The organism is Lysinibacillus sp. C5.1 (assembly GCF_016350185.1).
In the GTDB taxonomy this organism is placed as follows: domain Bacteria; phylum Bacillota; class Bacilli; order Bacillales_A; family Planococcaceae; genus Lysinibacillus; species Lysinibacillus sphaericus.
On record NZ_CP066226.1, the window covers coordinates 1,993,547 to 2,017,643 of the forward strand.

The 24,097-nt window shown below is 36.7% G+C and carries 21 protein-coding genes and 2 riboswitches; of the genes, 14 read left to right on the plus strand and 7 right to left on the minus strand.

The window, feature by feature from the left end:
- Positions 1–54 precede the first annotated feature (54 nt).
- Entirely contained in the window at positions 55–1,464 is a 1,410-nt protein-coding gene (locus I5435_RS09390; RefSeq protein ID WP_024363592.1) for a Mur ligase family protein, read from the plus strand.
- A gap of 212 nt (positions 1,465–1,676) precedes the next feature.
- A complete protein-coding gene (locus I5435_RS09395) occupies positions 1,677–3,062 on the plus strand; it encodes a UDP-N-acetylmuramoyl-tripeptide--D-alanyl-D-alanine ligase (RefSeq protein ID WP_337983659.1) in 1,386 nt (461 codons plus the stop codon).
- Positions 3,063–3,243: 181 nt separating this feature from the next.
- Here the strand turns inward: I5435_RS09395 and I5435_RS09400 are convergent, their stop codons facing one another.
- A complete protein-coding gene (locus I5435_RS09400) occupies positions 3,244–4,176 on the minus strand; it encodes a C40 family peptidase (RefSeq protein WP_024363594.1) in 933 nt (310 codons plus the stop codon).
- A 587-nt stretch (positions 4,177–4,763) separates the two neighbouring features.
- Here I5435_RS09400 and I5435_RS09405 point away from each other — a divergent pair.
- Positions 4,764–6,458 (plus strand): methyl-accepting chemotaxis protein, encoded by a 1,695-nt coding sequence (locus tag I5435_RS09405; RefSeq protein WP_337983660.1) that lies wholly within the window; start codon positions 4,764–4,766, stop codon positions 6,456–6,458.
- Between the two features lie 43 nt (positions 6,459–6,501).
- On the opposite strand, the gene I5435_RS09410 is transcribed toward I5435_RS09405, so the two are convergent.
- Positions 6,502–6,864, minus strand: coding sequence for a VOC family protein (locus tag I5435_RS09410; protein ID WP_025219309.1), 363 nt, complete (start codon positions 6,862–6,864; stop codon positions 6,502–6,504).
- A 225-nt stretch (positions 6,865–7,089) separates the two neighbouring features.
- Positions 7,090–7,268: riboswitch (cobalamin riboswitch) on the plus strand.
- A gap of 182 nt (positions 7,269–7,450) precedes the next feature.
- Here I5435_RS09410 and metE point away from each other — a divergent pair.
- Both metE and I5435_RS09420 read left to right on the plus strand, forming a co-directional pair.
- Entirely contained in the window at positions 7,451–9,745 is a 2,295-nt protein-coding gene (metE, locus tag I5435_RS09415) for a 5-methyltetrahydropteroyltriglutamate--homocysteine S-methyltransferase (RefSeq protein WP_337983661.1), read from the plus strand.
- A gap of 434 nt (positions 9,746–10,179) precedes the next feature.
- A complete protein-coding gene (locus tag I5435_RS09420) occupies positions 10,180–10,329 on the plus strand; it encodes a hypothetical protein (protein WP_024363598.1) in 150 nt (49 codons plus the stop codon).
- 19 nt (positions 10,330–10,348) lie between these two features.
- On the opposite strand, the gene I5435_RS09425 is transcribed toward I5435_RS09420, so the two are convergent.
- Genes I5435_RS09425 through I5435_RS09435 form a run of 3 tightly spaced genes read right to left on the minus strand, consistent with a single transcriptional unit; the run spans position 10,349 to position 11,768 of the window.
- Positions 10,349–10,903, minus strand: coding sequence for a DUF7010 family protein (locus tag I5435_RS09425; RefSeq protein ID WP_231786093.1), 555 nt, complete (start codon positions 10,901–10,903; stop codon positions 10,349–10,351).
- The gene (locus tag I5435_RS09430; protein ID WP_258842349.1) at positions 10,900–11,331 is read right to left on the minus strand and encodes a hypothetical protein; all 432 of its coding nucleotides are present in this window, start codon (positions 11,329–11,331) and stop codon (positions 10,900–10,902) included. Before I5435_RS09430 ends, I5435_RS09425 begins: the two co-directional genes overlap by 4 nt.
- Complete coding sequence (locus I5435_RS09435; RefSeq protein WP_337983662.1) at positions 11,328–11,768, minus strand: LytTR family DNA-binding domain-containing protein; 441 nt, start codon at positions 11,766–11,768, stop codon at positions 11,328–11,330. Before I5435_RS09435 ends, I5435_RS09430 begins: the two co-directional genes overlap by 4 nt.
- Positions 11,769–12,442: 674 nt before the next feature.
- Here I5435_RS09435 and I5435_RS09440 point away from each other — a divergent pair.
- The 6 genes from I5435_RS09440 to I5435_RS09465 all read left to right on the plus strand — a co-directional run bounded on the left by I5435_RS09440 (position 12,443) and on the right by I5435_RS09465 (position 18,573).
- Positions 12,443–13,153, plus strand: a complete 711-nt coding sequence (locus I5435_RS09440) for a hypothetical protein (protein WP_024363602.1) — start codon at positions 12,443–12,445, stop codon at positions 13,151–13,153.
- Between the two features lie 192 nt (positions 13,154–13,345).
- A riboswitch (cobalamin riboswitch) is annotated at positions 13,346–13,536 on the plus strand.
- Positions 13,537–13,750: 214 nt separating this feature from the next.
- Positions 13,751–13,933, plus strand: a complete 183-nt coding sequence (locus I5435_RS09445; protein WP_024363603.1) for a hypothetical protein — start codon at positions 13,751–13,753, stop codon at positions 13,931–13,933.
- A gap of 151 nt (positions 13,934–14,084) precedes the next feature.
- Positions 14,085–15,440: a PepSY-associated TM helix domain-containing protein gene (locus I5435_RS09450; RefSeq protein WP_337983663.1), complete on the plus strand. Its 1,356-nt coding sequence runs from the start codon at positions 14,085–14,087 to the stop codon at positions 15,438–15,440.
- Positions 15,441–15,557: 117 nt separating this feature from the next.
- On the plus strand, positions 15,558–16,721 hold the full coding sequence (locus I5435_RS09455) for a hypothetical protein (RefSeq protein ID WP_229389475.1): 1,164 nt from the start codon (positions 15,558–15,560) through the stop codon (positions 16,719–16,721).
- Positions 16,722–16,842: 121 nt separating this feature from the next.
- The gene (locus tag I5435_RS09460) at positions 16,843–17,808 is read left to right on the plus strand and encodes a quinone oxidoreductase family protein (protein WP_229389477.1); all 966 of its coding nucleotides are present in this window, start codon (positions 16,843–16,845) and stop codon (positions 17,806–17,808) included.
- Positions 17,809–17,955: 147 nt separating this feature from the next.
- Entirely contained in the window at positions 17,956–18,573 is a 618-nt protein-coding gene (locus I5435_RS09465) for an NUDIX hydrolase (protein WP_024363607.1), read from the plus strand.
- A gap of 139 nt (positions 18,574–18,712) precedes the next feature.
- Here I5435_RS09465 and I5435_RS09470 read toward each other — a convergent pair whose 3' ends face one another.
- Together I5435_RS09470 and I5435_RS09475 are read right to left on the minus strand one after the other, a co-directional pair.
- Positions 18,713–19,420, minus strand: coding sequence for a class I SAM-dependent methyltransferase (locus I5435_RS09470; protein WP_231786099.1), 708 nt, complete (start codon positions 19,418–19,420; stop codon positions 18,713–18,715).
- A gap of 703 nt (positions 19,421–20,123) precedes the next feature.
- Positions 20,124–21,167, minus strand: coding sequence for an NAD(P)/FAD-dependent oxidoreductase (locus I5435_RS09475; protein WP_108030959.1), 1,044 nt, complete (start codon positions 21,165–21,167; stop codon positions 20,124–20,126).
- A gap of 265 nt (positions 21,168–21,432) precedes the next feature.
- Here I5435_RS09475 and I5435_RS09480 point away from each other — a divergent pair, with 265 nt between their 5' ends.
- From I5435_RS09480 to efeO, 3 genes are all read left to right on the plus strand, one after another.
- Positions 21,433–21,852: a MarR family winged helix-turn-helix transcriptional regulator gene (locus I5435_RS09480; RefSeq protein WP_229389482.1), complete on the plus strand. Its 420-nt coding sequence runs from the start codon at positions 21,433–21,435 to the stop codon at positions 21,850–21,852.
- 13 nt (positions 21,853–21,865) lie between these two features.
- Positions 21,866–23,062, plus strand: a complete 1,197-nt coding sequence (locus I5435_RS09485; protein WP_025219321.1) for an MFS transporter — start codon at positions 21,866–21,868, stop codon at positions 23,060–23,062.
- A 166-nt stretch (positions 23,063–23,228) separates the two neighbouring features.
- Positions 23,229–24,095, plus strand: a complete 867-nt coding sequence (gene efeO / locus I5435_RS09490; protein ID WP_025219322.1) for an iron uptake system protein EfeO — start codon at positions 23,229–23,231, stop codon at positions 24,093–24,095.
- Positions 24,096–24,097 lie beyond the last annotated feature (2 nt).

Below are 24,097 nucleotides of genomic sequence, written 5' to 3' on the forward strand. Positions count from 1 at the left end.
CAAGCAACTTTTAAAGTGCTTCATATAATAGAGAAGAAAGGAGTGTGAAATGATATGAAGCCTCTATCGGTGAAGAATTTAACAGCGATTACTGCAGGTAAATTATTGCAAGGGTCGGATGAGGTGCTGATCCAGTATGGCGCATATCGGCTAAAACAAGTGAAAAAACCGTACACAGCTCTATTTACAGACAAACGCATAGTAAACTGGAAAAGTCTTGAATCGCTTGCTCCTCTAGTGCTTGTTACAGAGTGGGTGTATAGTCAGCATGAAATTCCTCAACACGTAATAATTATTCAAGTAGAAAATACAGATGAGGCCTACTGGAAGTTTGTACATTATTATCGTAGTCAATTTGAAATCCCTGTTATTGCAATTACTGGAACATCAGGCAAAACTACAACAAAAGAGATGATAAAACATATTCTTTCTGCTGAAAAAGAAGTAACCGCTACGACTTTAAGTAGTAATTCTAGAACCGCTTCATTGCAGTATTTACTTAGTATTGAAGAGGAAACAGAAGTAGCAGTTTTTGAAACAGCTGTTGGATCACCAGGAGATGTAAGAAAAGCAGGGAAGTATTTTAAACCGACAATCGGTATTATTACCAATATCGGCGCGCACCATTTAAACTACTGTAAAACTTTGGAAGGTTATATACAGGCGAAAGGTGAAATGGTTGAAATAGTGAATCCAGATGGTGCATTAATTCTCAATGCAGAAGATGTCAATATACGAAAAATTGATTTATCGAAATTTAAAGGACGTATTATTTACATCGGCCAGCAAGCATCATGCCATTATAGAGCAAGTCATATTCGCTATGTAGAAAATGGTATGCAGTTTACATTGCATCATAAAAAGAAAAAATATGAAGTTTTCGTTCCTGGATTTGGAGAACATCAAGTCTATAATGCATTGGGAGCGATTGCGGCCATTCATGAATTACGTGTACCGATTTCCGTAGCGATTAAACAATTAGCGACATTCAAGAAAGTGAATAAGCAACTACAACTTTTTGAAGGAATCAATGGTTCTATATTGATCGACGATACTTGGAGCTTAACAACAACGTCCTTAGAAGCTGCTTTAAAGGTCTTAAATTCATTAGGAGAAGGCAAGAAAAAAATTGCCATTATCGGAACGATTACGGATTTAGGGTCCTGGGGGTATATTATCCATGAGCAAGCAGGAGAATTAATCCATAAAATTGGTGTAGATGTTCTTATTACTATTGGAGAGCACGCCCGAATTATGGCTGATCGTGCAGTAAAATTAGGCTTTAGTAAGCCCGTTTATATATTTAATAATAATATTCTCGTTTATAAGTTATTACATGAAATAGTAGATGAGAATACGATTATTCTAATAAAAGGAGATATGTATAGTAAGCAAATTTCCCAACTGGCCGCTGATTTAAAAGTTAAAAAAACGTTGCCAAAAGAAAATGATTCTAGGCAATAATGCACTTGTCATGAAAGCTGGTTAAAGACTGTGTCGCATAAAGTCATATCATAATATTGTATAGTAATCTTCTAGAAAGGAGCGCTTTAAATAAAGGATAAAGCATGTCATCAAATAATAGTTGTTACTAGAAATAGGGTAGAATGGTTCTTCATTACCCACACTTCTAGTGATTATATTTCATACTATACTGAGAGGGGGGAGGAGTTCACGTGCAAAATATTCGCGTGACTGTGGTTAGAAAGTTACTACAAGGGGATTTAGTAAGTGGTTCTGAGCAATGGCTTATCAAACATGCCATCTATTATAATCGCCATGATTTGACGCAAAAGAATACACTCATGTTTATCAATAGAAGTGAGACCATTAATTGGGAAGAAATCGATAAAAAGGGACCATCCCTCGTTATTTCAGATAAACCTTTAGAAGAACTAAAAAAAGCACTACCGAATACAACAGTTATTCGAGTGAAAAGTACGTTGCAGGCATACTGGAAGTTTATTGAGTATTATAGAGGGCTATTTGATATACCAGTAGTCGCATTAACGGGTACATGTGGAAAAACAACTACAAAAGAAATGATTAAACATATTGCGAGCAAAGACTGGAATGTGCAGGCATCTATTAGTAGCAAAAATGAACCTCGCCAATCTTTACCTTATTTAATAGGCATCGATGAAACGACAAAAGCAGCGGTTTTTGAATTAGGGCTAGGGAATACGGGGAATATTAAGCATCAATGTATGATTTATCGACCGACGATTGGTATTATTACAAACATCGGTGTCCATCATTTAGATGGCTGTAAAAATCTTGAAGGCTATATAAAAGCTAAATCTGAAATTTTAGAAGGAATAGCTGAAGATGGCACGTTAATCATCAATGCAGATGATGAAAACACAAAAAAAATTCCTCTGCATACGTTTAAAGGGAAAATTATTACGATTGGGGTTCAGGGAAAAGCCGATTATAAAGCTTCGAACATGCAATTTATAAACAACGGTATGAAATTTACCCTGCAAGTAGCTAAGGAAAAATATACAGTATTTGTACCTGGCTATGGAGAACACCAAGTATATAATGCATTAGCGGCCATCGTTGCTGCAAAAGAAATGGGCATGTCCATTCAGAATGCAATCTCACGTTTAAAAACATTTAAACCGATGGCAAGGCATCTAGAAATGTCAACCGGTCTTAAAGGAAGTACTATCGTAGATGATACATGGACGAATAATCCTACATCGGTTGAAGCAGCCTTGAAAGTTTTAGATACGATAGGAAAAGATAAAAAAATAATCCTTATATTAGGTGATATAAAGCGATTGGGTCTTTTCGAAGAGAAGTATCATCGTGAGATTGGCTCCATGGTGGCTGAGCGAAATATTCAAATGCTGATTACTATTGGAAAAAGAGCAGAACATATAGCAGAACAAGCAAAAAAAGATGGTACTACTGCGGAAGTTCATGTTTTTAAAGATGTTGCAGGAGTTTTAGAATTACTCAAACCAAAACTTGACCAAGATACGATTGTGCTTATAAAAGGCCCAATGTCGAGTAGATCCATGATTGAATTTGCCAATCATCTAAAGGAAATCTAACAGCATAGCAGGGCAATCTTTATGGTAGCAATGACAAGCAAGACTTTAACAATGTAAAGTTCCATTCAACCATTTAAAGCGAAAACATAGCATACAAACGTGTCAATGACACTGCTTTGTATGCTATGTTTATATATTTGCTAGCAGTCATTCAATTGTTTATTGCCAGATTGTATGTCTTTTAAAATACTCGTTTTGCTGTTAAATAATGTTCCTTATAATAATCAACAAATAGTACTCTTGTCGTAACACCGCTTGAAGTTGGGATAATGAGACGTTGATCGCCAGCGTAGATAGCTACAAGCGATGGATTTTTCGAACCTTTCACACCATTAAAGAATACTAAGTCACCCTTTTTCAAATTGGCACGTGACACCGTAGTTCCTTTCGCCATAAGTTCTTTTAAGTTTGTAGTACCAAGTTTTACGCCACTTTTACGGTAGACATATTCAACGAAACCAGGTGCTGTAAAACGTAAACTTTGTTCATTAATTGTGGAACTAATTGTTGCTTTATTTTTATAAGTAATCGCATTTTCTACGATTTTATCGCCCTTTGTTGCGGGGTTGGCAGATAATAATGTTGGTAATACTCTGCGAGCAGATACATAATTGTCTTTATAATATGGCTTACTATTCATATCTGAAATGACAATATTTTGTTTGGAATCAGCCATATGAATAATTTTGTTATTACCAATGTACATGCCTACATGATCAGGATCCGTGCCTGTTTTTTTACTTTTAAAGAATACTAAGTCACCTTTTTGCAATTGGTTTCTTGCAACATATGTCCCTTGTTGTATCATGTAATTTTCATTATACGTACCAAGATCTACACCATTCTTTTCAAAAATATACATAAGGAATGAAGCACAAGAAAATTTGTAAGGATATGTAGACTTGTACACGCTATTACTGTATGTAGCCTTACCAATTAAGCTTTTCCCTGTTTGAATCAGTTGATCGGCCTTTGCTGCAACGGCCTGGTCATTATTTTGCGCATTTGTCGTCGCAGCCTCCACTTTTATCGGTTCAAATGTCCCTTGAACGATTCCGAATGAGCTAAACCCAATCGACAATGCTAATGTAGTTGTTAAAAAATGTTTTTTCATGCTGTTTTTTACCTCCTGTAAGCGAGCAGTAAATTTTTCTGTTTGCTTGCCATTGCAATAATCGTAGCATGAAAAACATGGGGTTCTGCTAGGTAAATGTTTCCACAGTGCACGTTAATCTACCTGAAAACCTTGATAGTAAAGGCTTTATCGCTTGAATTTACAGTTTCATTACAAATGTTTCAGTTTGTGATGATAAAAGGGGGATTGTGTCATAAACAATCAGAACTTTTTCTATATTAAATAACATTACAATAGAATTTAAAAGGAAGTCAGAATACTTAAAAAATGATAAGCAATGTGGCAATAGAGCGTACTGCCATACGAATTTTATAAATCAAATTAAGAATATTTTATGATAGAAAAATAACTTTTTTTCTCGAATAATGCTTATATAAGCACGCTTTACAACCTTATTTCTTATCATCTTTTGTTATGAAATACATAGTTCGAGTCATGGGAGTTAAAGGGATAATATGTTATATTTAGGGAGAAAACAAGCAAGACTTTCATCCTCAAAAGCTAGCGAAAAATGTTGTTTCGTAGAAGTAATTGATATAATTTCACTAACGAAAGGGGAAAATGGTATGTTACAGAAACTGAGGTTCAAAACCATTCGAGCAAAAATTTTGAGTGCATTTTTCATTGTTGTATTTTTTATTGCTTGTTTTAACACGTATAGCTACTTTGCCAATAAGCGTGTCATTTCTGCTGGCGAAGAAATTGTTTATAAAGAATTACAGTTGTTAACAGCAAATGAAAAGTTAGCATCCACAATCAGTGTTCGAACAACTGCTGCAAAAAGCTATGTTCTGACTGGTGATCAGAAATATAAAAAAGAATTTGAAGCATACGTAAAAATTGCTGAAGAAAATAATAAACTATTAACGGAATTATCAACTGATACAAATCTATCGAAAACTGTAGAAAAAGCAAGGGAATGGCGAGGTTTTGTGCAAACGAAAGTGTTTGATGAATATGATAAAGGAAATGTAGAATTGGCTATACAAAACTTAAATTCTATTGACTCGCTTGCTACAGAGGTTAGAAAAGGTTATGAGGGGCTTGCGCAGGCAAGAGAAGCTTCTATTAATGAGCTAGGACAGGCAATGATTGCCCAATCGAAAGAGTCACTGAATGTAGGGTTAGCAATAGGCGTGATGATAACTTTAATCGCAATTGTAACCGCTTACATATCAGCGCATATGATTGCTAATCCGATAAAAGCGGTAATTGAAAAAATATCGCAAATGGCAGATGGCGATATAAGTCAGCCTCCATTGCCAGAAAGAATGAAAGATGAAATTGGCTTGCTGGTACAATCGACAAACACGCTCAATCAAAAACTTCATGAAATTATTGGATCAATCCATGTTGTTGCGGGCAATGTAGCTGCAAATAGTGAGCAGCTTGCACAATCTTCGCTAGATGTAAAAACAGGTGCAGAACAAATAGCATTGACGATGCTTGAGTTAGCGGGTGGTTCGGAATCCCAAGCACATAATGCAAGTGACTTAGCGCAAAGAATTGATACATTTAAAGTAAATGTCCAACAAGCAAATGCACAAGGCATTGATTTACAAGGCTATTCAAGTGAAGTATTACAACTTACGACAAGCGGTCAACAATTAATGAACACATCGACACAGCAAATGTTTGCCATTGATACGATCGTGCAAGAGGCTGTTGCAAAAGTAGCAGGGTTAAATAGACAATCGCAAGAAATTTCTAAGTTAGTATCAGTTATTGACGATATTGCCAATCAAACAAACCTATTAGCGTTAAATGCTGCAATTGAGGCGGCACGGGCTGGAGAACAGGGAAAAGGCTTCGCAGTTGTAGCTGCTGAAGTGCGCAAACTTGCGGAACAGGTTTCTTATTCGGTCACAGATATATCATCCATTGTGGGGCGCATTCAAAACGAAACGGTTGGTGTAACAGCTTCCCTTCAAACGGGATATGAAGAAGTAAAAAGAGGAACAGAGCAAATTACGAATACCAATACAACCTTTGAACAAATAGCCTCTGCGGTTAATAGTATGTTTAGTAATATTCAAGGAATAACAGAAAATTTACAAGGTATTTCAACAACAACAGAGCACATCAATCGTTCTATTGATGAAATTGCTGCTATATCCGAACAGTCCGCAGCAGGTGTAGAGCAAACGACTGCAACAATCGACGAGACAGTCGTAACGATGGATGAAATTTCAAAAAATACAGATGATCTCGCTTCGATGGCTGAACGTTTAAACAAAGAAGTACAGCATTTTAAATTATAAACAATAAAAGCAGCCACTTTGCAATATTGGCTGCTTTTGTCATTTAGATGGGTTGCATCATCTCTACTCGATTACCGAAAGGGTCTCGAAATTCAAAGCGTTCAACATGTGGAATTGGCACGCAATCAAGTATTTCGATTTGGTGTTCGGATAAGACGTTCTTCCAATGCGCTACGTTGTCAACTTGATAGGCAATATGCGCTTTTGTTGTATATCGATCAAACCCGTCCTCTGTCCCAACATGTACTTCTTGATTTCCTACTTGTAACCAAAAGCCCCCACGTCCTTGAAGGGAGGTGGGTTTCTCTATTTCTTTTAGCCCCAGTACATGGCAATAAAACGCTTTCCCCTGTTCCTCACAATCTTTTGGAATGGTAAGCTGTACGTGATGTAAACCGACAATCATCATAATCCTCCTTTAATTCCTTTATATTTACGTATAACTATATACTTCGCTTCACTACTTGGAATACCTTCTAAAGTATGATAATAAGTCTATCTTTTATTAGAATAATATTTCCTTAATAACAAGTATCGTTTATTTTGACAGCAAATAAGTACTTAATCAATAAATTGATTTTAGAAAAGTTATACTTTTCAGAAAAATGTGTGTTATAGTAACAACATAATTAAATATTGTGTAAGAGTTGGTGCCAAATGAAAGTTTGGCTTAAAAGGGAAGTCGGTGCAAATCCGACGCTGTCCCGCAACTGTAAATCGGAGCAATTCACAAATGCCACTGGGAGACTGGGAAGGCTGTGAGGCGTGTTGATGAGAAGCCAGGAGACCTACCAATATCTAGTATACACCAAATAACCTACGTGGAAATAGGTGGTGAGATGTGACCCAATTGGCACTGTGCGACAACGAATCTTTATACGATAATCAACATTTATCGTATCGTTTCATCATAGCTAAATTGTATTGACAATGACTACCATTTTCCTGAAAAGGAAGATGGTTTTTTTATTTTAATTAAAGGGGAGAAGGATATGACGTATTCAACGACAGCAATTGGTTACCCATATATAGGAGGAGAACGTGAATGGAAAAAAGTATTAGAAGCCTTTTGGAGAAATGAGCTGACAGAAATTGATTTTTTACAAAAAATGAAGGAAATTCGTCTTGCTCGTATTGATAAGCAGCTCCGTATTGGCTTAGATATTGTGACTGTTGGGGATTTCACACTATATGACAGAATGCTCGATACAGCAGTAATGTTTGGCTTAGTTCCCAAGCGCTTTGGTTGGCAAGGAGGCAAAGTTGAATTACAAACATATTACGGAATCGCGCGTGGTAATCAGGATGCAGTCGCCAGCGAAATGACAAAGTGGTTTAATACCAACTATCATTACATCGTACCAGAATTTGAAGGGCAAGCTCTGGAGTTAACAGAAAATAAAATTCTTGCGGATTTCCTTGAAGTGAAAGAAGCATTTGGTATTACAGCCAAACCAACGCTGATTGGGCCCTATACCTTTTGTAAGCTAACAAAAGGCTACGATAAAGTATCGCAAGTTGCATTTATTTTAGCACTATTACCACTTTATACGCAGGTTATCAAAGAACTCGTTACAGCCGGTGCTAATTGGATTCAATTGGAGGAGCCTGCCTTAGTTACCTCATTAGATGAGACAGAGGTTAAACTAGTGCAAGAAATCTATATACAATTAGCAGCAACTGTCCCCGAGGCGAACATCATGCTACAAACTTATTTTGAATCATTATCAGCTTATAAAATGCTTATCGAACTACCAGTAAAAGGAATTGGTTTAGATTTTGTGCATGGCTATACGCATAATATGGAGGCGCTACGTCAATTTGGTTTTCCACAGGATAAAGTATTGGCAGCCGGCGTTATTAATGGACGAGATATTTGGCGCGCTAATTTAGCAGAGGTTAGTACAACAGTTAGAGCAATTGAACAACTGACCAGTGCCGAGGAGCTATGGATTCAATCATCATGCAGCTTACAGCATGTGCCAATCTCCACAGCACTAGAAACAAAATTAGAGCCAGTCTTAAAAAATGCACTTGCATTTGCAGATGAGAAATTAGTGGAACTAACAGAGGTAGCAAAGTATTTAAACGAAAAAAATCATGCAACAAATTACACTATTTCAGAAAGTATGAAGGCGATCGAAGCGTTAAAAAAACATCCTGTTCGAAATAATCAGGCTGTTCACAGGGCAGTACAAACAGTGTCAACACAGGATTTTGAACGGCAAAGTGATTTTAAAACGCGTCAACGAATTCAGCAACAGGCACTTCAATTACCGTTATTCCCAACGACTACAATAGGTAGCTTTCCTCAATCGGATGAGGTAAAACGGACACGTAGTGCATGGCGGAAGAAACAGTTGTCCGATGAAGCTTATGCAACATTTGTCGCACAAGAAACGAAACGTTGGATTGAAATACAAGAAAATTTAGAGATCGACGTACTTGTGCATGGTGAATTCGAACGTACGGATATGGTGGAATACTTTGGTGAAAAACTCACAGGGTTTGCTTTTACAGAAAAAGCTTGGGTCGTATCGTATGGCTCCCGCTGTGTGAAGCCACCGATTATTTACGGAGATGTTGCTTGGGCGACACCTATGACAGTGAAAGAAACAGCCTATGCTCAAAGTTTAACAAATCGCTACGTGAAAGGAATGTTAACGGGGCCAGTAACAATCCTAAACTGGTCCTTTGTACGGGATGATATTCCACGGAAAGATGTGACCTATCAAATAGCACTTGCTTTAAGGAAAGAGGTAGAGGCACTCGAAGCGGCCGGTATTGCTATTATTCAAGTCGATGAACCTGCTTTGCGTGAGGGCTTGCCATTACGCACGGAAAATTGGGGCGCTTATTTGGACTGGACCGTGAATGCATTTAAGCTAGCAACGGCGAACGTAAAGGATGAAACTCAAATTCATACACATATGTGTTATTGTGAGTTCAATGATTTTATAGAACCAATTAGTGCACTCGATGCTGATGTACTATCTATTGAGACGTCTCGTAGCCATGGTGAGCTGATTGCATCGCTACACATTCGTCCATATGAAAAAGGGATTGGATTAGGTGTTTACGATATTCATAGCCCTCGTGTACCGAATGAACAAGAAATGTTAACAATCATGCAAGATAGCCTACAAGTATTATCGACTAATCAATTTTGGGTCAATCCAGACTGCGGATTGAAAACGAGAAAAGAGCCAGAAACTATTGCGGCACTTGCCAATATGGTGGCAGCTACCAAAACATTGCGTCAACAAATCCAACAATCAACGTACTAATTGAGACAGCCCCCTAAGCGTAAAAGTGCTTAGGGGGTTTTTAGCAAATTGTTCGCAGGCAGGGCTAGCACTAATTTTTATGGTGTTACGCCACAAAAGTGGATTTTCCTCTCGTGCTGCCATACAAGAGTGTCGTGCATTCCACGCAATCAACTTGTAAAGTTTGCTTGCTCATTATAATGCTGCCCCGAAGTAAGGTGAAAATAAATCTACATTTGAGAAGGGTAACCTATGTAAGAGGAACCTTTGTAAAACATGAGTTGTGCATATAGAAACATTTCCTTCATAATTTTTCTTATAAAGAGTATTTTATTCTGTTTTTATGGATTTAAGCATGGTAAGCAGTACCCGAATAAGGTTTACTTCAGTAAAATAAGGTATAGTATATGTGTTGAGTAGATTTTGTTAACGACTAGTAAAGTAGGTGAACAAGCGTGGGGAAATATCAATTGGATACTAAAGGTAAGGTAGCTGTGGCAAAGTATCATGAAAAAAACAAACCTGCCAAATTTGATAAAAAGCAGCAAATTGAAAAAATACGTGCGGAGTATTTGAAAAAGAAGCAAGAACAAACAGATAAATAAGATGAACAACATAGGAAGACTAGAGCTCCCTATGTTTTTTTATTTCCTTCTTTAACATTAAAAATAAGAAAAATACACCAACCTCTACGATTATCGGGATATACATACTATTTAAATGGAAGAATAGCATACTTACCAAAATGGCTATACAAATAAAGATAGAGCTATATTGATAGTTTTTTGATTGGTAAAAAAATGCATAGGGTAACAAATGGGCACCGTAAATTATTGCATATGCAGGTAAGACTAACATCGGTGCTTTAATTAATAGAAGAATACAAATGATTAAGTATAAAATTTGATTGTTTGTCGCAATCAGCAGACCATTAATCAATGGATTTTCTTTATAAAATAAATCGACATTTACTATTTTGGCACAAACAATGGAAACGGGAAACAGTAAAGCACCACAAGATAAAATGCCAATATTTTTAATCATTAAATCTATAGGAAGTAATGCGATTGTTGTAATCACTCCCCAAATAAAGAGGGAAGCCATGATAAACGGGAGCCCCTTCTTTTGTTTTTGCGCAATATCATTTAATAGGACGTGTAAGCTAGTATTAATGTTCATTTTCTGTCTCCTTCATGTTCTAGCGATTGATTCAAGCTAGCTGCTAGTCTTTTATTTTCATATTTTGAGAAAAAGTAAAATCCGATGATATGACCGATCAACGTGATGGCGAAAATCAGCAACAAATAAGGTTGAATAAATGCTAACATTTGCCCTGAAAAAAGGTAGACCATGCCTACGCCACAGAAAAAATTTAAAAACGTACTAATGATAATTTTGAACGTACCTTTTAATGTGGAGTAGTTCCATAAGTAAGGGTAGGCGATACCAAAAACGATACCAAGTAGTACACTAATACCAATTAAATTCCAAATATAATAAAAGTTGACCAGTTCTTTATGTAAATTAAAAAGTGTTATTAAAAACACAATCCAAATCAATCCCAAAAATGAAGTGGACAAAAAGCTGTTTTTTAAGTCTTTGATCATATCAATTTCTCCTTAATAGATTTTGCATAATGTCTACTGACAATATACTTATTTTGTTGTTTTGTTATAACTTCCAGTCTTGCGTGGCTTCCTGAAGCAAACGACTGGACTTGATTCAAATTTAAAATCATTGAATTGTTAATGCGTACTAATCTAAAAGATTCTAAGTAAGCTAGTTCTTTTAAAATCTTATTCAGTAATAGTTCAGTACCATCTATTAAAAAGATTTTAGTAAAATGACCAGCTGCTTCAATGGCTTCGATAGTATGGAGGTCAATCAGTACCTGCCGATTTGTTTTAAAATCTGTTGCACTTAATGGTATAGATTGTAAAAAATGCTGTTCCAATGTAGAAAGTAATGTTTGATTTGATGGATGACTAATAATGTCAATTTCGGATGACGGTTGTTTGTTTTTCCAAATAAAGTTGAATTTCATGTTGTTCTCCTTTCTGTTTTAATCGTAGCAACATCGCTTTGTTCTTACCATGAATTTTCGATTTGTTGCAAAAAAAATAGACTTTGTTGCAACTCGATTTAGTAAGCTATACAACGATATATGAATATTGCATTAATATGTATTAAATGTAAAATTTGCCACTATACTAGATATTAGTAATCTATTTGAATAGTGTCAATGTACACAATTCTTTAACAGACGAAATGGAACAAGTGGTATGTTTTTTAGCAAATTCATTATAAAAATTAATTAAAGAGGACTAGTTCTTTTGCCTTCCACAGCTGATTGTGGAGGGCTTTTATTATATAAAAAGGAAATGGTTTGATGAAAATAGACAGATGTTATGACTTGAAACATGAATTGCATAAGGTTGTATGAGCAGCACAGGTCAAACTGTATTGGCCTATTTCAATTGCTGTAGATATTAAAGTAAGCACGTTAAAAGCCATATATTTGTAGGGGCTCATCTTTTTAATAGAAGCTATTCCTTATTGAAATGTCCAGCGCTTTTTTATAATTGGTTAAATATAAAATAGACCTACTTTGGAGAATTGGCTATTTTTATTACAAATGGAAACAGTTGTCCAAATATACTTTATTTGAGGTATTATAAAAGAGTTCGAATAAAATTGAACGAGAGAGGAGTATGTAATATGAAAATAACAAGCGTAGTTATAACAATTTTCGCACCTTTACTTTTAATGATTGCAGGGTGTAGTTCGCAGCCAGAAGAAGCATCTATGGGCGAAGTGGAAAAGGAAATTTATACGCAAGAACAGGTAGAGTCTATGTTCAGTGAAGATAGTTTGGAGGCAGCGAAAGAACGAATAGAGGAACGGGGCGGCGCAGATTATATAGTACCACCTGAGCATACTGCTATCGGAGAAAATCAAGCAACGGTAGTAGAACTTCAAGAGTCGGACATTTTAGACGGAGAAGATTCGAGTTTTGAAAAGTATGACAACGTAGGAGAAATACGTCTTGATACGTTAGAGCTGGACTCTACTTTTGAGGATCAAGATAAATATACAAATGTGCTGCTGAAAGAACTAGGCATGCAGGATAGTTATTATGCAATACATTTTCCTCTATTGTGGACAGCCGGTATTCTTTCAGATGGACTCAAAGAGCATAGTGATGGCACTAAATCTTTTTATCTAAGTAAATACTCTGTGCTTGTAAATTGTCACTATAAGGGCGCTAATTCTGACGTGAACGAAAAACTTCTTAGCAATTTGAAGCACGCATATAAAAACAATATGCCTGTAATTGTCTATGGCGAATATGAGCAGTATCTGACCGAAGAAGGATACGCTGACTATCGTCTGATCATTCATCGAATAGGCTTTAAAGAGGTCATTTAATTCAAAAAGAAAAACTAAGGGGTTGAACAATCCTACATGACTAAAACTTTGCCAATGTGAAGGAGGGTCTTATGATATTTGGCTTTAAGTAGTACCAACTTTACAATCATCTTTGCTACATGATAAGTATCATGTTCACGAAATAATATACACATGTCAACGTACATAATTCTTTATGGTATAATAATAAAAACGGAATAATAAGATAGAGGTACAAATCGAATTTCGATTTGTTTAAAAGGGAAGATCGGTGAAAAGCCGACGCTGTCCCGCAACTGTAAATGGGAGCACATTTCAAAAAACCACTGTTACGTTTGTGTAATGGGAAGGTGAAACGTGTGATGAACATAAGCCAGGAGACCTGCCTTTATCTAGTACAACCAAAAAACCTACGAGGATAGGGGGTGTTGAGTGTGACTAGAGAATTTCTTCTGCATGCTCATAGTACGACGATTGTCAAAAGGGTAGCTTCTATGCATAATAGAATGCTTTTTCTGTCATGGCCATCGACGTATTATGTCGTGTATTTGTCATAGTAGGCATCTTTCTAAAGAAGGAAAGATGTTTTTTTATGCTAAAAATGAAGGAGTGTATCACATGAATCCACATGTTATCGAGTATTATGAAAATCTTTTTAAATATGAAATTATGCAAAAGCAGTTTGATGGAGCTAGAAAAACGTTAAATGAGCTTGTCGAACAATTTTTTGGGCAAGATGAAGCGCATCATTCAGACATTTATACAGCTTATTGCAATGTTAGAAAAGAAATAATCGGCTAAAAATAGCGTAGGCTACTTTCGACAACCCATTAAAGGGATGCGAGAGTAGTCTTTTTATTTTATTAATTTTTTTCTAGGACTTCATTCTTATTTCACTTTTATTTTATATAATAAATTTGCTTTTAATATAAAATCGATTGGAGAACTAGAGATGAAAAATGCAACTTATTCAAGTTTTTGGCGAATGCATTTTTATGCGGCATTATTTATTACACCACTTCTAATCACACTGACATTAAGTGGCATTGGGTACTTGTTTTATACAGATGTAGAAGATCATTTATATGAGGACTACTTCTTTGGCAATAGTAACAAAACCGAAGAATTGACAATCGACGAAGGGGTTCAACAAGCGGAAGCGGCATTTGCGGGTTATACAACAACCAAAATTATTGAGTTAGATGAGCCTTACAATACACGATTAACACTGTCAAATAGTGAAGGCGATCAACGCTATGTGTTTTTAGATGATAATAATCAAATTGTTGGTCATCAAGATCCTACATACACATTTTCTAATGTGTTAAGAAGCTTACATAGCTCCTTGTTTGTTGGGGGAACGGTAGTCAATTATTTAGTAGAATTAGCGGCATGTTGGGCAATCTTTTTATTGCTATCAGGTCTATACATGACCTTTAAAGGAAAAGTATTAAAGAAAGTAAAACAAGCAAATAAACGACAAAAAAATAGAAAATGGCACGCCCTACTTGGAACGATTATTACAATTCCAATGGTTATTATCATTTTTACTGGATTACCTTGGTCTGCATTTATGGGGAACTTTATATATACAGCAGCACAAGATAATCCGTCCTTCGGTATTCCGTTATTACAACAACAACCGCCGACATCTGATATGAGTGAAATTCCGTGGGCAACACGTCAGGAAGAAGCACCATCTTCGTCTAAACATGCACACCATGGAATGGGTGCTGCAAGTACAAGCAGAAACGAAAATCAGTTAGATGTGGCAAGTTTACAACAACAAATTGAGGCTAATGGTATTACAAAGCCATATTCCATTATTTATCCGACAAGTGATGACGGTGTTTTTACCGTGGCTAAATCAAGTAATACAGGGGTAACAGGACTCGATGTGAGCCCTTATGACGAAGCGACAATGTACTTTGACCAATATAGTGGTGACTTTATTTCTAAGGTAAACTATGATGACTATGGCATTTTGGCAAAATGGTTCACATGGGGAATTCCGTTACATGAAGGTCACTTATTTGGTTGGCCAAATAAGCTAATTAACTTACTCGTTTGTGTAGCCTTTTTAGGTGTTATTTTCTGGGGATTCCGTACATGGTTATTGCGCAAGAAAAAAGGCCTATTATCAGCACCCCCTCAATTATCACAGAAAATCTCGATTCCTTTTATCGTGATAATCGTTCTATTAGGTGTTATGATGCCGCTATTTGGCCTATCTTTAATTCTTGTCGCATTCGTTGAATTCGCGATGAAAGCAATGAATAAAAATAAACCGACAAATGACATGAACTAAAAACCTTTTAAACTAGTATGCTAAAAATTTCTCCTAGCATACTAGTTTTTTTTGACTTGAAATCTTTGCAATGAGTAACAAACCCCTACGTATAACAATCTTACGGAGTGGGCAAGAATGGTAACGGAGGTAGACCAACTAATTGCGATGTTGAAGGATTCGTGTGCAAAAAATTCGAAAGGGGTTAGCCAATTGACTATGAAAAAAAGCATTATGATACCCATTCTTTTAACAGGGTTGCTAACGTTAACAGGATGTAATTTTCTGAATAAACAGGAGACATCCAAGCAAGGGCAAGCACAACAAGAAACAAAAAACGAGATAGCAAAAGAAGCAGTGCAAATCACAGAAATAAAGCCAATAAACATCATGACTTTACAAGTCACTTTTTCTGAACCATTGTCCGAAGAAGGTGTGAAAGTAGAAAATTTAGAAACAATAAAAAAAGCCTTTTCATTCAATCATGATTTAAGTATTGTCAATGTGCCACGCTTGAAAATTGGTGCTACAAGTACGTATATTGTGCCAGTCACTATGCAGAAGGCAGGAACAAACTACACACTAAGATACAAAGATGGCGAAACAAAGGCCTTTGATGGCATCGATGAAAAAATAACGCTCAGCCAAACGAAACAAGTGACAAATGATACTTTTGAAATTGAATCATTTAAAGATGAAGGTGTAACTGATTATTCGAATATTATTGAAGCCTATAAAGAGGCGAGAGGTGACTTGTCGTTCCAATTGAATGATGACAATAAGGACGAAAAAGGTAAGCAGTATCAGGTCATTTCCTCTTTACGGGATCGTGTCGTAACAGTGACTGCAGAAAATGGTGAAAAGTTACAAGCTGATTATGTGTTGTTTACACAAGCTGCAGATGGCAGACAAGCACCAAAATTCCGCTTGCCAGAAGGAAAAGCGTTAAAGGCGGGGACAAACTATACCGTGTCAGCTGACTGGGCAACTATAAAAAATCCAACCTTCAAAGCAACTGACATAGCGCCTTTAACGATTAAGTCGGTTGAACCAATTGATGCTACATCATTCCAAGTGACACTCGATCAGGATCCTGGTATGGAGTTATTTGCAGGTCGCAGTGTCGAATTGCAGGCTGAAGATGGCTCGACTTTACAAGCACAATATCGCTATTCATCTCGTAAAGGGGCTGTCGGGATATTTGATGTAAAGGACCAAACATTAAAGGCTGGTGGCACATATAAAGTGCTACCCATTAACAATTGGGCAACTGCGGATAATGTCACGTTAACAGCAAAGTAATAAGGCAAGTAGTCAGTAGTGAATGCTTTCACTACTGGCTTTTTTTCAAGCTTAAAGAGTTGTATTGACCTTTTTCTTTAGCGTAATATAGTGCTACATACATTTAACAAGGGGTTAGAAAATGAAAGCATTAGTTTTTGAAACATTTGGTGGACCAGAAGTATTACAATATCAAGAAGTAGCTGATCCTATTCTGACAGATAACGAAGTTTTAGTACGAACAAAGGCCGTTGGGTTAAATTTTGCTGATATTTATCGAAGGAAAGGCAATTATCATTTAGCAGGTCAGCCACCATTTATTTTAGGCTATGAAGGGGCTGGTGTCGTTGAAAAAGTCGGTGCAAATATACACAATATCCAAGTAGGCGACCGCATTGCATTTGCGGACGTACCCTTTGCGAATGCTGAATTAGTGGCAGTGCCACATGATAAAGTGATGTTATTACCAGTTGAAATATCTTTTGAAATGGCGGCTGCCATATTATTACAAGGGTTAACGGCACAATATTTAGTGACAGATAGCTATGCGATTCAACCAGGTGATACGGTTTTAATTCACGCAGCGGCAGGTGGTGTTGGTCAAAACTTAATCCAAATGGCTAAGTTAAAAGGGGCTAACGTCATTGGTCTCACATCTTCAACAGAAAAAGCGCAAGTAGCATACGCCATCGGGGCGGACCATATCTTTTTATATAAAGAGCAATGGGTGCAACATGTGAAGGATACTACTGATGGTCAAGGGGTTCATGTTGTGTACGAATCGGTAGGCTCTACACTGCAAGATAGTTTAGAGGCAACAAAAATCGGTGGAACAGTGGTGTTTTTTGGCATGTCAGGGGGAGATCCTGTGGCGGTGGATCCTCGTCTGTTAATGGATACTTCGAAAACGTTAACGGGGGGAGACCTTTGGAATGTACTGACTTCCTTTGAGGAAAGAAAAATACGTTCACAACAATTGTTCGACTGGATTATAGATGGTAAGATAAAAATTTCTGAGCCGACTATTTTTGCTCTTGAAGACGGTGCTCAGGCACATACTTTACTGGAAAGTCGCAAAAGTATCGGTAAGATATTATTACAACCCTAAATAATGCAGATGGAGGATTGCTTGTCTCCTTTACTTTGATATTGTAACACTATCATATTTGAAAGTTGGAATATGATAGTGTTTATCCAACTACTAATTCATGATACGATAAAATACAATATGAACTATTGAGGTGAGCACAATCTCATGTTTCTAGATAAATTGAAGCATCAGTTACAGCAAAATCAATCGCTATTTATTGGAGAAGAGACTGCTTTTCGTTCGGCCGTTTTAATTCCATTAGTTCAAGTGGATGACAAGTGGCATATTCTTTTTGAAGTACGGTCATTGACAATGAGAAAGCAACCAGGAGATATTAGTTTTCCAGGTGGGCGAATTGATGCCACAGATGCATCTCCATTAGCTGCAGCGTTACGGGAAACGCATGAAGAGTTAGGCATCGATCCAACAACGGTACATGTTGTAGGACCATTAAGTCCATATATTACATCTTCTTCATTTGTAACGTACCCATTTGTAGCGATTATTGATACCAATCAAATTATTCATGAATACAACAAAGACGAAGTGGAAGAAGTATTGACTGTACCAATTGACTGGTTATTAAACTATGAGCCATATATGCATTTAGTATCGGTTGAACCAATGCCTTCAATCGATTTTCCATTTGATAAAATTGTTAATGGTGCGCAGTATAAATGGCGAACGCGGTCAATGGAAGAATGGTTTTTTGATTATGAGCAATACACGATTTGGGGTTTAACCGCCCGAATTTTAAAACACTTTATAGAACTGATAAAATAGCAGAATAGCTACATTCCACAGCTTTGTTCCTCACACCTATTCAAAATAGCTATGCGCTACATAAGGGGCACATCTCCATAATTATTTAAAAGGCGCGTATGCTTTTCTTTATTTAGAAGAAAAGTATACGCGCCTTAACTTACTTCGTACAATAATAAATTCGATAGTCCAATACCCCTTCGTATTTTACATTCATCTCAATGTTTTGCTCCATGACTTTGTACAATTCAGGCTCAATCTGCTGTGAGTAGTGAAATTCAGGCGCTGAAGAAAAAGATTTATTTTTGCGAATGTGAATCGTCTGAAAACCAGTTTGTTTAAATAGTGTTACCCAATCTTTTTTCGTGAACAACAGATCAAAGCCATAAAATTGTTTGATTTCCTCCGCACTCACGTCGTCAAGTTCTTGTTGTATCGTAAATTCAATCGCAATTAGCTGACCACCAAATTTCAATAAACGATAAATTTCGTTGAGCGCTTTGTGCTTGTTGACAAAGGACAGAACAGATTCCGCAATTATGAAATCGAATTGTTGTTTAGCTAAAGGTAGTTGTTCAACGGAACCTTTAATAATTTGAACTGGTAGGGAGTGTTTTGCCATTCTGCTTTGAGCCTTCTCAACCATAATGGCATTGTTATCGATGCCCGTAACATTTGCTTTATAATGAGATGCTAAGTAGGCGGCGGTTTGGCCTGTACCACAGCCTACATCTAGTATTTGAGAGTGTTTGGTAATGTTCTCATTTTTCAAAAGTTGCTTTGTTAACGCCATGCCCCCAGGATGTGCCCCGCCAACGCCAAATTTAGATAAAAATTCGAGATATTTGGATTTTTGAATAACGATCACCTTCTTTTTTCTTCTTGTTTGTATGATATGAAAAGAAAAATAGTATGGTTCCTAGTGGAGGAATGAAACGAACGATAGGATAAAAAGCAAAACGAAATGTCTAATTATAAGTTTTCAATAGGTTTCCATCGAACGCTTCTATACTATTTATTTTGATGTAGGTTCTTCAATAGTCTAAACATAAAAAATTTCTAAACGTATACTATATAAACGTTTTATGTATAGGAGGTGAATTGATGCAATATTATTCGCAAAATCCTAGAAGGAGACCAGTCCCAAGAAGATATAGACAAAGTTTTGATCCTATGAATCAAGGTAGACGCGTACAACCCTTCAATTTTAATAGTCCACAACCTTTTACGTTCAACAATCAACAACCCCAAACTTCTCGATTTGGAAATTTATCAAATAATTTACAGACAATGATGGGCCATGCAGGAACAATAACGAATGGGGTTAATATGCTAAGGCAAATGGGGTCTTTATTAAGTCTATTTAGATAATAAGGGGAATTATTGTACTCTTCTTTAAGAGGATAGACGTTTAATTTGGCGCGTTTATTCTCTTTTTTATGAAAATCGCCATTAAAAGCCCAAGTATCGCCAGTAAACCCTAAGAATACGCTCTAAAAACGGGCACCAAGTTTGTATCAACAAAAGTGTTAGATTGACGGCTGTCAATCTAACACTTTTGTTTATCTACTTTATTTCGATAAGCTGTTTTCGATAATCGAGCGATTTTTTTCTTTAAATACTTCGTTATGAGAGGATACTACTGCATGTCGATGAGCCGTTGGTTCCAAGTACGTTTTAATGGAGTTAACGGCGTTTGCTGCATCTTGAAATGTGCCAAGTAGAAGATGAATTTTCCCTTCAAACGATAAAATATCACCTGCTGCAAAAATTCCTGGTTGTGCTGTTTCGCCAGTTGCTTTTCCTTCAAAATAATAGTCATCTTTTTTAGGAATGGCAATGGCTTCATCAAATGTGAGCGAGGCTTCGCGATTATAACCGTGACTTACAATGACTTCATCAATTTGGCGTGTATAGCTTTGGTTGGTCCGAGAATTTTCACATGTAACGAATTGAATCGCTGTTTTATCTGGATTGGCAGATAGTTTTGTAATGGTTGTATTACATTCGATTTGTACACCAACATCTAGCGCCTCTTGTATGGTTGCTTCGTGTGCTGAAAGCGTGTCCTTACGGTAGACAATCGTTACGTTTTTGGCAATCGGGCTAAGTTCTACTGCCCAGTCGAGTGCCGCATTTCCGCCTCCTGAAATAATAATATCTTTATTTACAAAGCGTTTATAAGACTGGACTGTATAGTGTAAATTGGACATTTCGTATTTTTCAGCACCTTCTAACGTCAGTTTTTGCGGATTAATAATACCACCACCAACAGCTAACAGAACGGTTTTCGAATAATGTTTTTCTCCCTGTGCTGTATGTATTACAAATAAATCTCCTTGACGTTCGATAAAGTCAACCTTTGTGCTTGTTAGCATTGTTGGTTTAAATGTTTTGGCTTGCGCAATTAATTGTTTGACAAATTGTTCGCCTAAAATGGGCGGGTGACCGCCTATATCCCATATTAACTTTTCAGGATAAAGTAACACCTTTCCACCTAGCTGTTCTTGGCTTTCGATTAATTTTGTTTTCAAGCCTCTTAATCCACTATAAAAGGCGCTATATAAACCTGCAGGTCCACCGCCAATAATCGTTACATCATATAAATCTTGCACTTGTATCGCCACATCCTTAAAAATTTATTGGAAAAGTATTGTATATCCTTATTGGATAGTTCAATCATTTAAATGATAATGATTATCAATATCGATTCGTTGCTATCATATCATGCGTATAAGTAAAAAGAAAGAGAAGCTTTTCCATTTGAATCCATCTTTGTTGGTTAAGCCTAAGAATCGCTTCTATATTTAAGCTTCTATCTAGACAAGAAGAACAAAGTGCTATATAGTTAGCTAGGCTAACTATATAAGGAGGGGTAATATGACGATTGAACAGCAGTTTTTTAATGAGTATCGCTTAATGTACCGACCGTTTACTAACCAACTCAATATGCAACTGGAACACTTTCAACTTTATAGTTCACAGTGGGCAGTATTGCGTTTTTTAATTGATAAAGGGCCACATTCGCTCGTTGAAATTGCGAGCTTTATGTCAATTGAAAAGCCGAGCGTAACGAGGCTTGTACAAAAGCTTGTAGAACTTGGCTATGTGGAGACAGTGGCAGGCAAAGATAAGCGAGAAAAAGTGGTACAATTAACGCCATTTGGAGAAAACATCGTGCAAGAAGTGCAGGAGCACTTAAAACCATTTTTAGAAAAAGCACTAGCAGGTGTGCCGACACAGGATATTGAAACGGCTACTCGGGTTTTAGCGACCATATGTATGAATATTCATCAGTAGGAGAGAAAAACAAGTGGAATCAACAAGACATAAATTATGGACAAAAGACTTTTTAGTTGTTTCTTTAATTAATTTTACGATTACGTTAATTTTTTATTTATTAATGGTGACAATAGCTGGCTATGCAGTGGAGCAATTTGACGCTTCAACAAGTACGGCTGGTCTAGTGTCAAGTATTTTTATTATCGGGACACTATTTGGACGACTTGGCACAGGACGAATTATCGGTGATTTAGGCAGTAAAAAAACATTATTCATTGGCTTATTATTATTTATGCTATCGACTATGTCTTATTTTATTGCTTTAAATCTTCCTTTACTGATGATGAATCGTTTAATGCAGGGGATAGCGCTCGGTGTAGCGAGTACGGCTACAGGTACGATTATTGCACAAATTTTACCACCAGAGCGACGAGGTGAAGGGATTGGCTATTACAGCTTAAGTGCGATTTTAGCAACTGCAATAGGTCCGTTTATCGGTATATTATTAACGCAGTTGTTTGAAGATTATCGTATGATTTTTGCGGTCGATTCGGTTTTAGCAGTAGTTTGCTTCATGATGTATTTTATGGTGACCGTGCCAGATGCGCCAAAAAATCCAAAGATAATGGCAGAGAAAGCGGGCTTCAAGCTATCCAGCTTTATTGAATTGCGTGCACTGCCTATCGCTGTTGTAGCTCTTGTTATTGGCTTTGCTTATTCAGGTGTGATGTCGTTTATGACATTTTACGCAAAAGAGCTTCATTTGGTCACAGCAGGCAGTTACTTCTTTATCGTTTATGCCCTTGTTATTTTAGCAACTCGTCCATTTACAGGGAAAATACTTGATGCAAGAGGCGCGAATATTATTATTTATCCGTGTCTAATCTTGTTTGCAATGGGCATGTATGCATTTAGTACAGCGACAAGCACTGTTGTATTTTTAATAGCTGCGGCTTTTATTGGTATTGGTTATGGTAATTTTAACTCAGTAGCCCAAGCAATAGCTATTAAGGTTACACCACACGAGCGTTTAGGGCTCGCCACTTCAACGTATTTTATTTTGTACGATTTAGGATTAGGTGTAGGGCCTTATTTCTTAGGGCTTTTTGCACCGACGATTGGTTACAGCGCTATATTTTTATCGATGGTAGCGGTAATTTTCCTTTCAATCGTGCTCTATTATGTCTTATATGGGAAATATGAAAAAGTAAAACAAGTCAATATTTAGTAGATTATAATCATTATATTGTAGAACAAACGTCTTTTTGCTTGTTGGAAATAAAATTCAACTGCAAAATGACGTTTTTTTCTTAAATTAAAAATACTTCTTGCAATCAAATATGATAATGATTATCATTCACAATAGAGACTAATTCGGGAAGCAGGTATTTAGCATGAAAAACAAATCATTATTATCAGTGTTAGTTGCAGGTGGCATAATTATGGCGGGCTGTGGCAATACAGAAGACACAAAAAAAGAAGAGAAACCAGCAACGGAGCAAGCAGCACAAACGGCAGCGGTAGATTTGACTACTGAACTATCAGCCTATCAACAATTTGCATTAGAACAGATGGATCATTTCTTGCTAGATACAGAAAAGTTCGTCAACCTGTTTAAAGCGGGTGATATGGAAGGTGCAAAAGCAGCGTATGCGCCAGCACGTATGTACTTCGAGCGTTCTGAACCAATTGCAGAAAGCTTTGGTGACCTTGATCCACGTATTGATGGTCGTTTAGCCGATATTGAAGAAGAAGGTAAAGGGAAAGAAGAGTGGACTGGCTACCATAAGCTTGAATATGCACTTTGGGTAGAAAATACAACAAAGGGCTATGAGGCAGTGGCAGATCAGCTACTAGCAGACGCTAAAGAATTACATGCACTTGTTCAAACAGTAGAAGTAACACCTGATTTAATGATTACAGGTGCAGTTGATTTATTGAATGAAGTATCTACTTCAAAAATTACGGGTGAAGAAGAAATTTATTCACATACAGACCTCTATGATTTTAAAGCGAATATTGAAGGGGCAGAAAAAATCTTTGAAATTCTTCGACCAAAATTAGAAGCAAAAGACAAAGAGTTAGTTGCAGCGTTAGATGAAAAATTTAAAGCAGTGGATGACTTATTAGCACTACATGCAACAGCTGATGGCGGTTATATTTCTTACGAAGATTTAACAGAAGAAAATACAAAAGCATTAGCAGCAGCAGTGAACCAACTAGGTGAGCCATTAAGTCAAATGGGCATTATTTTGGAGTGATA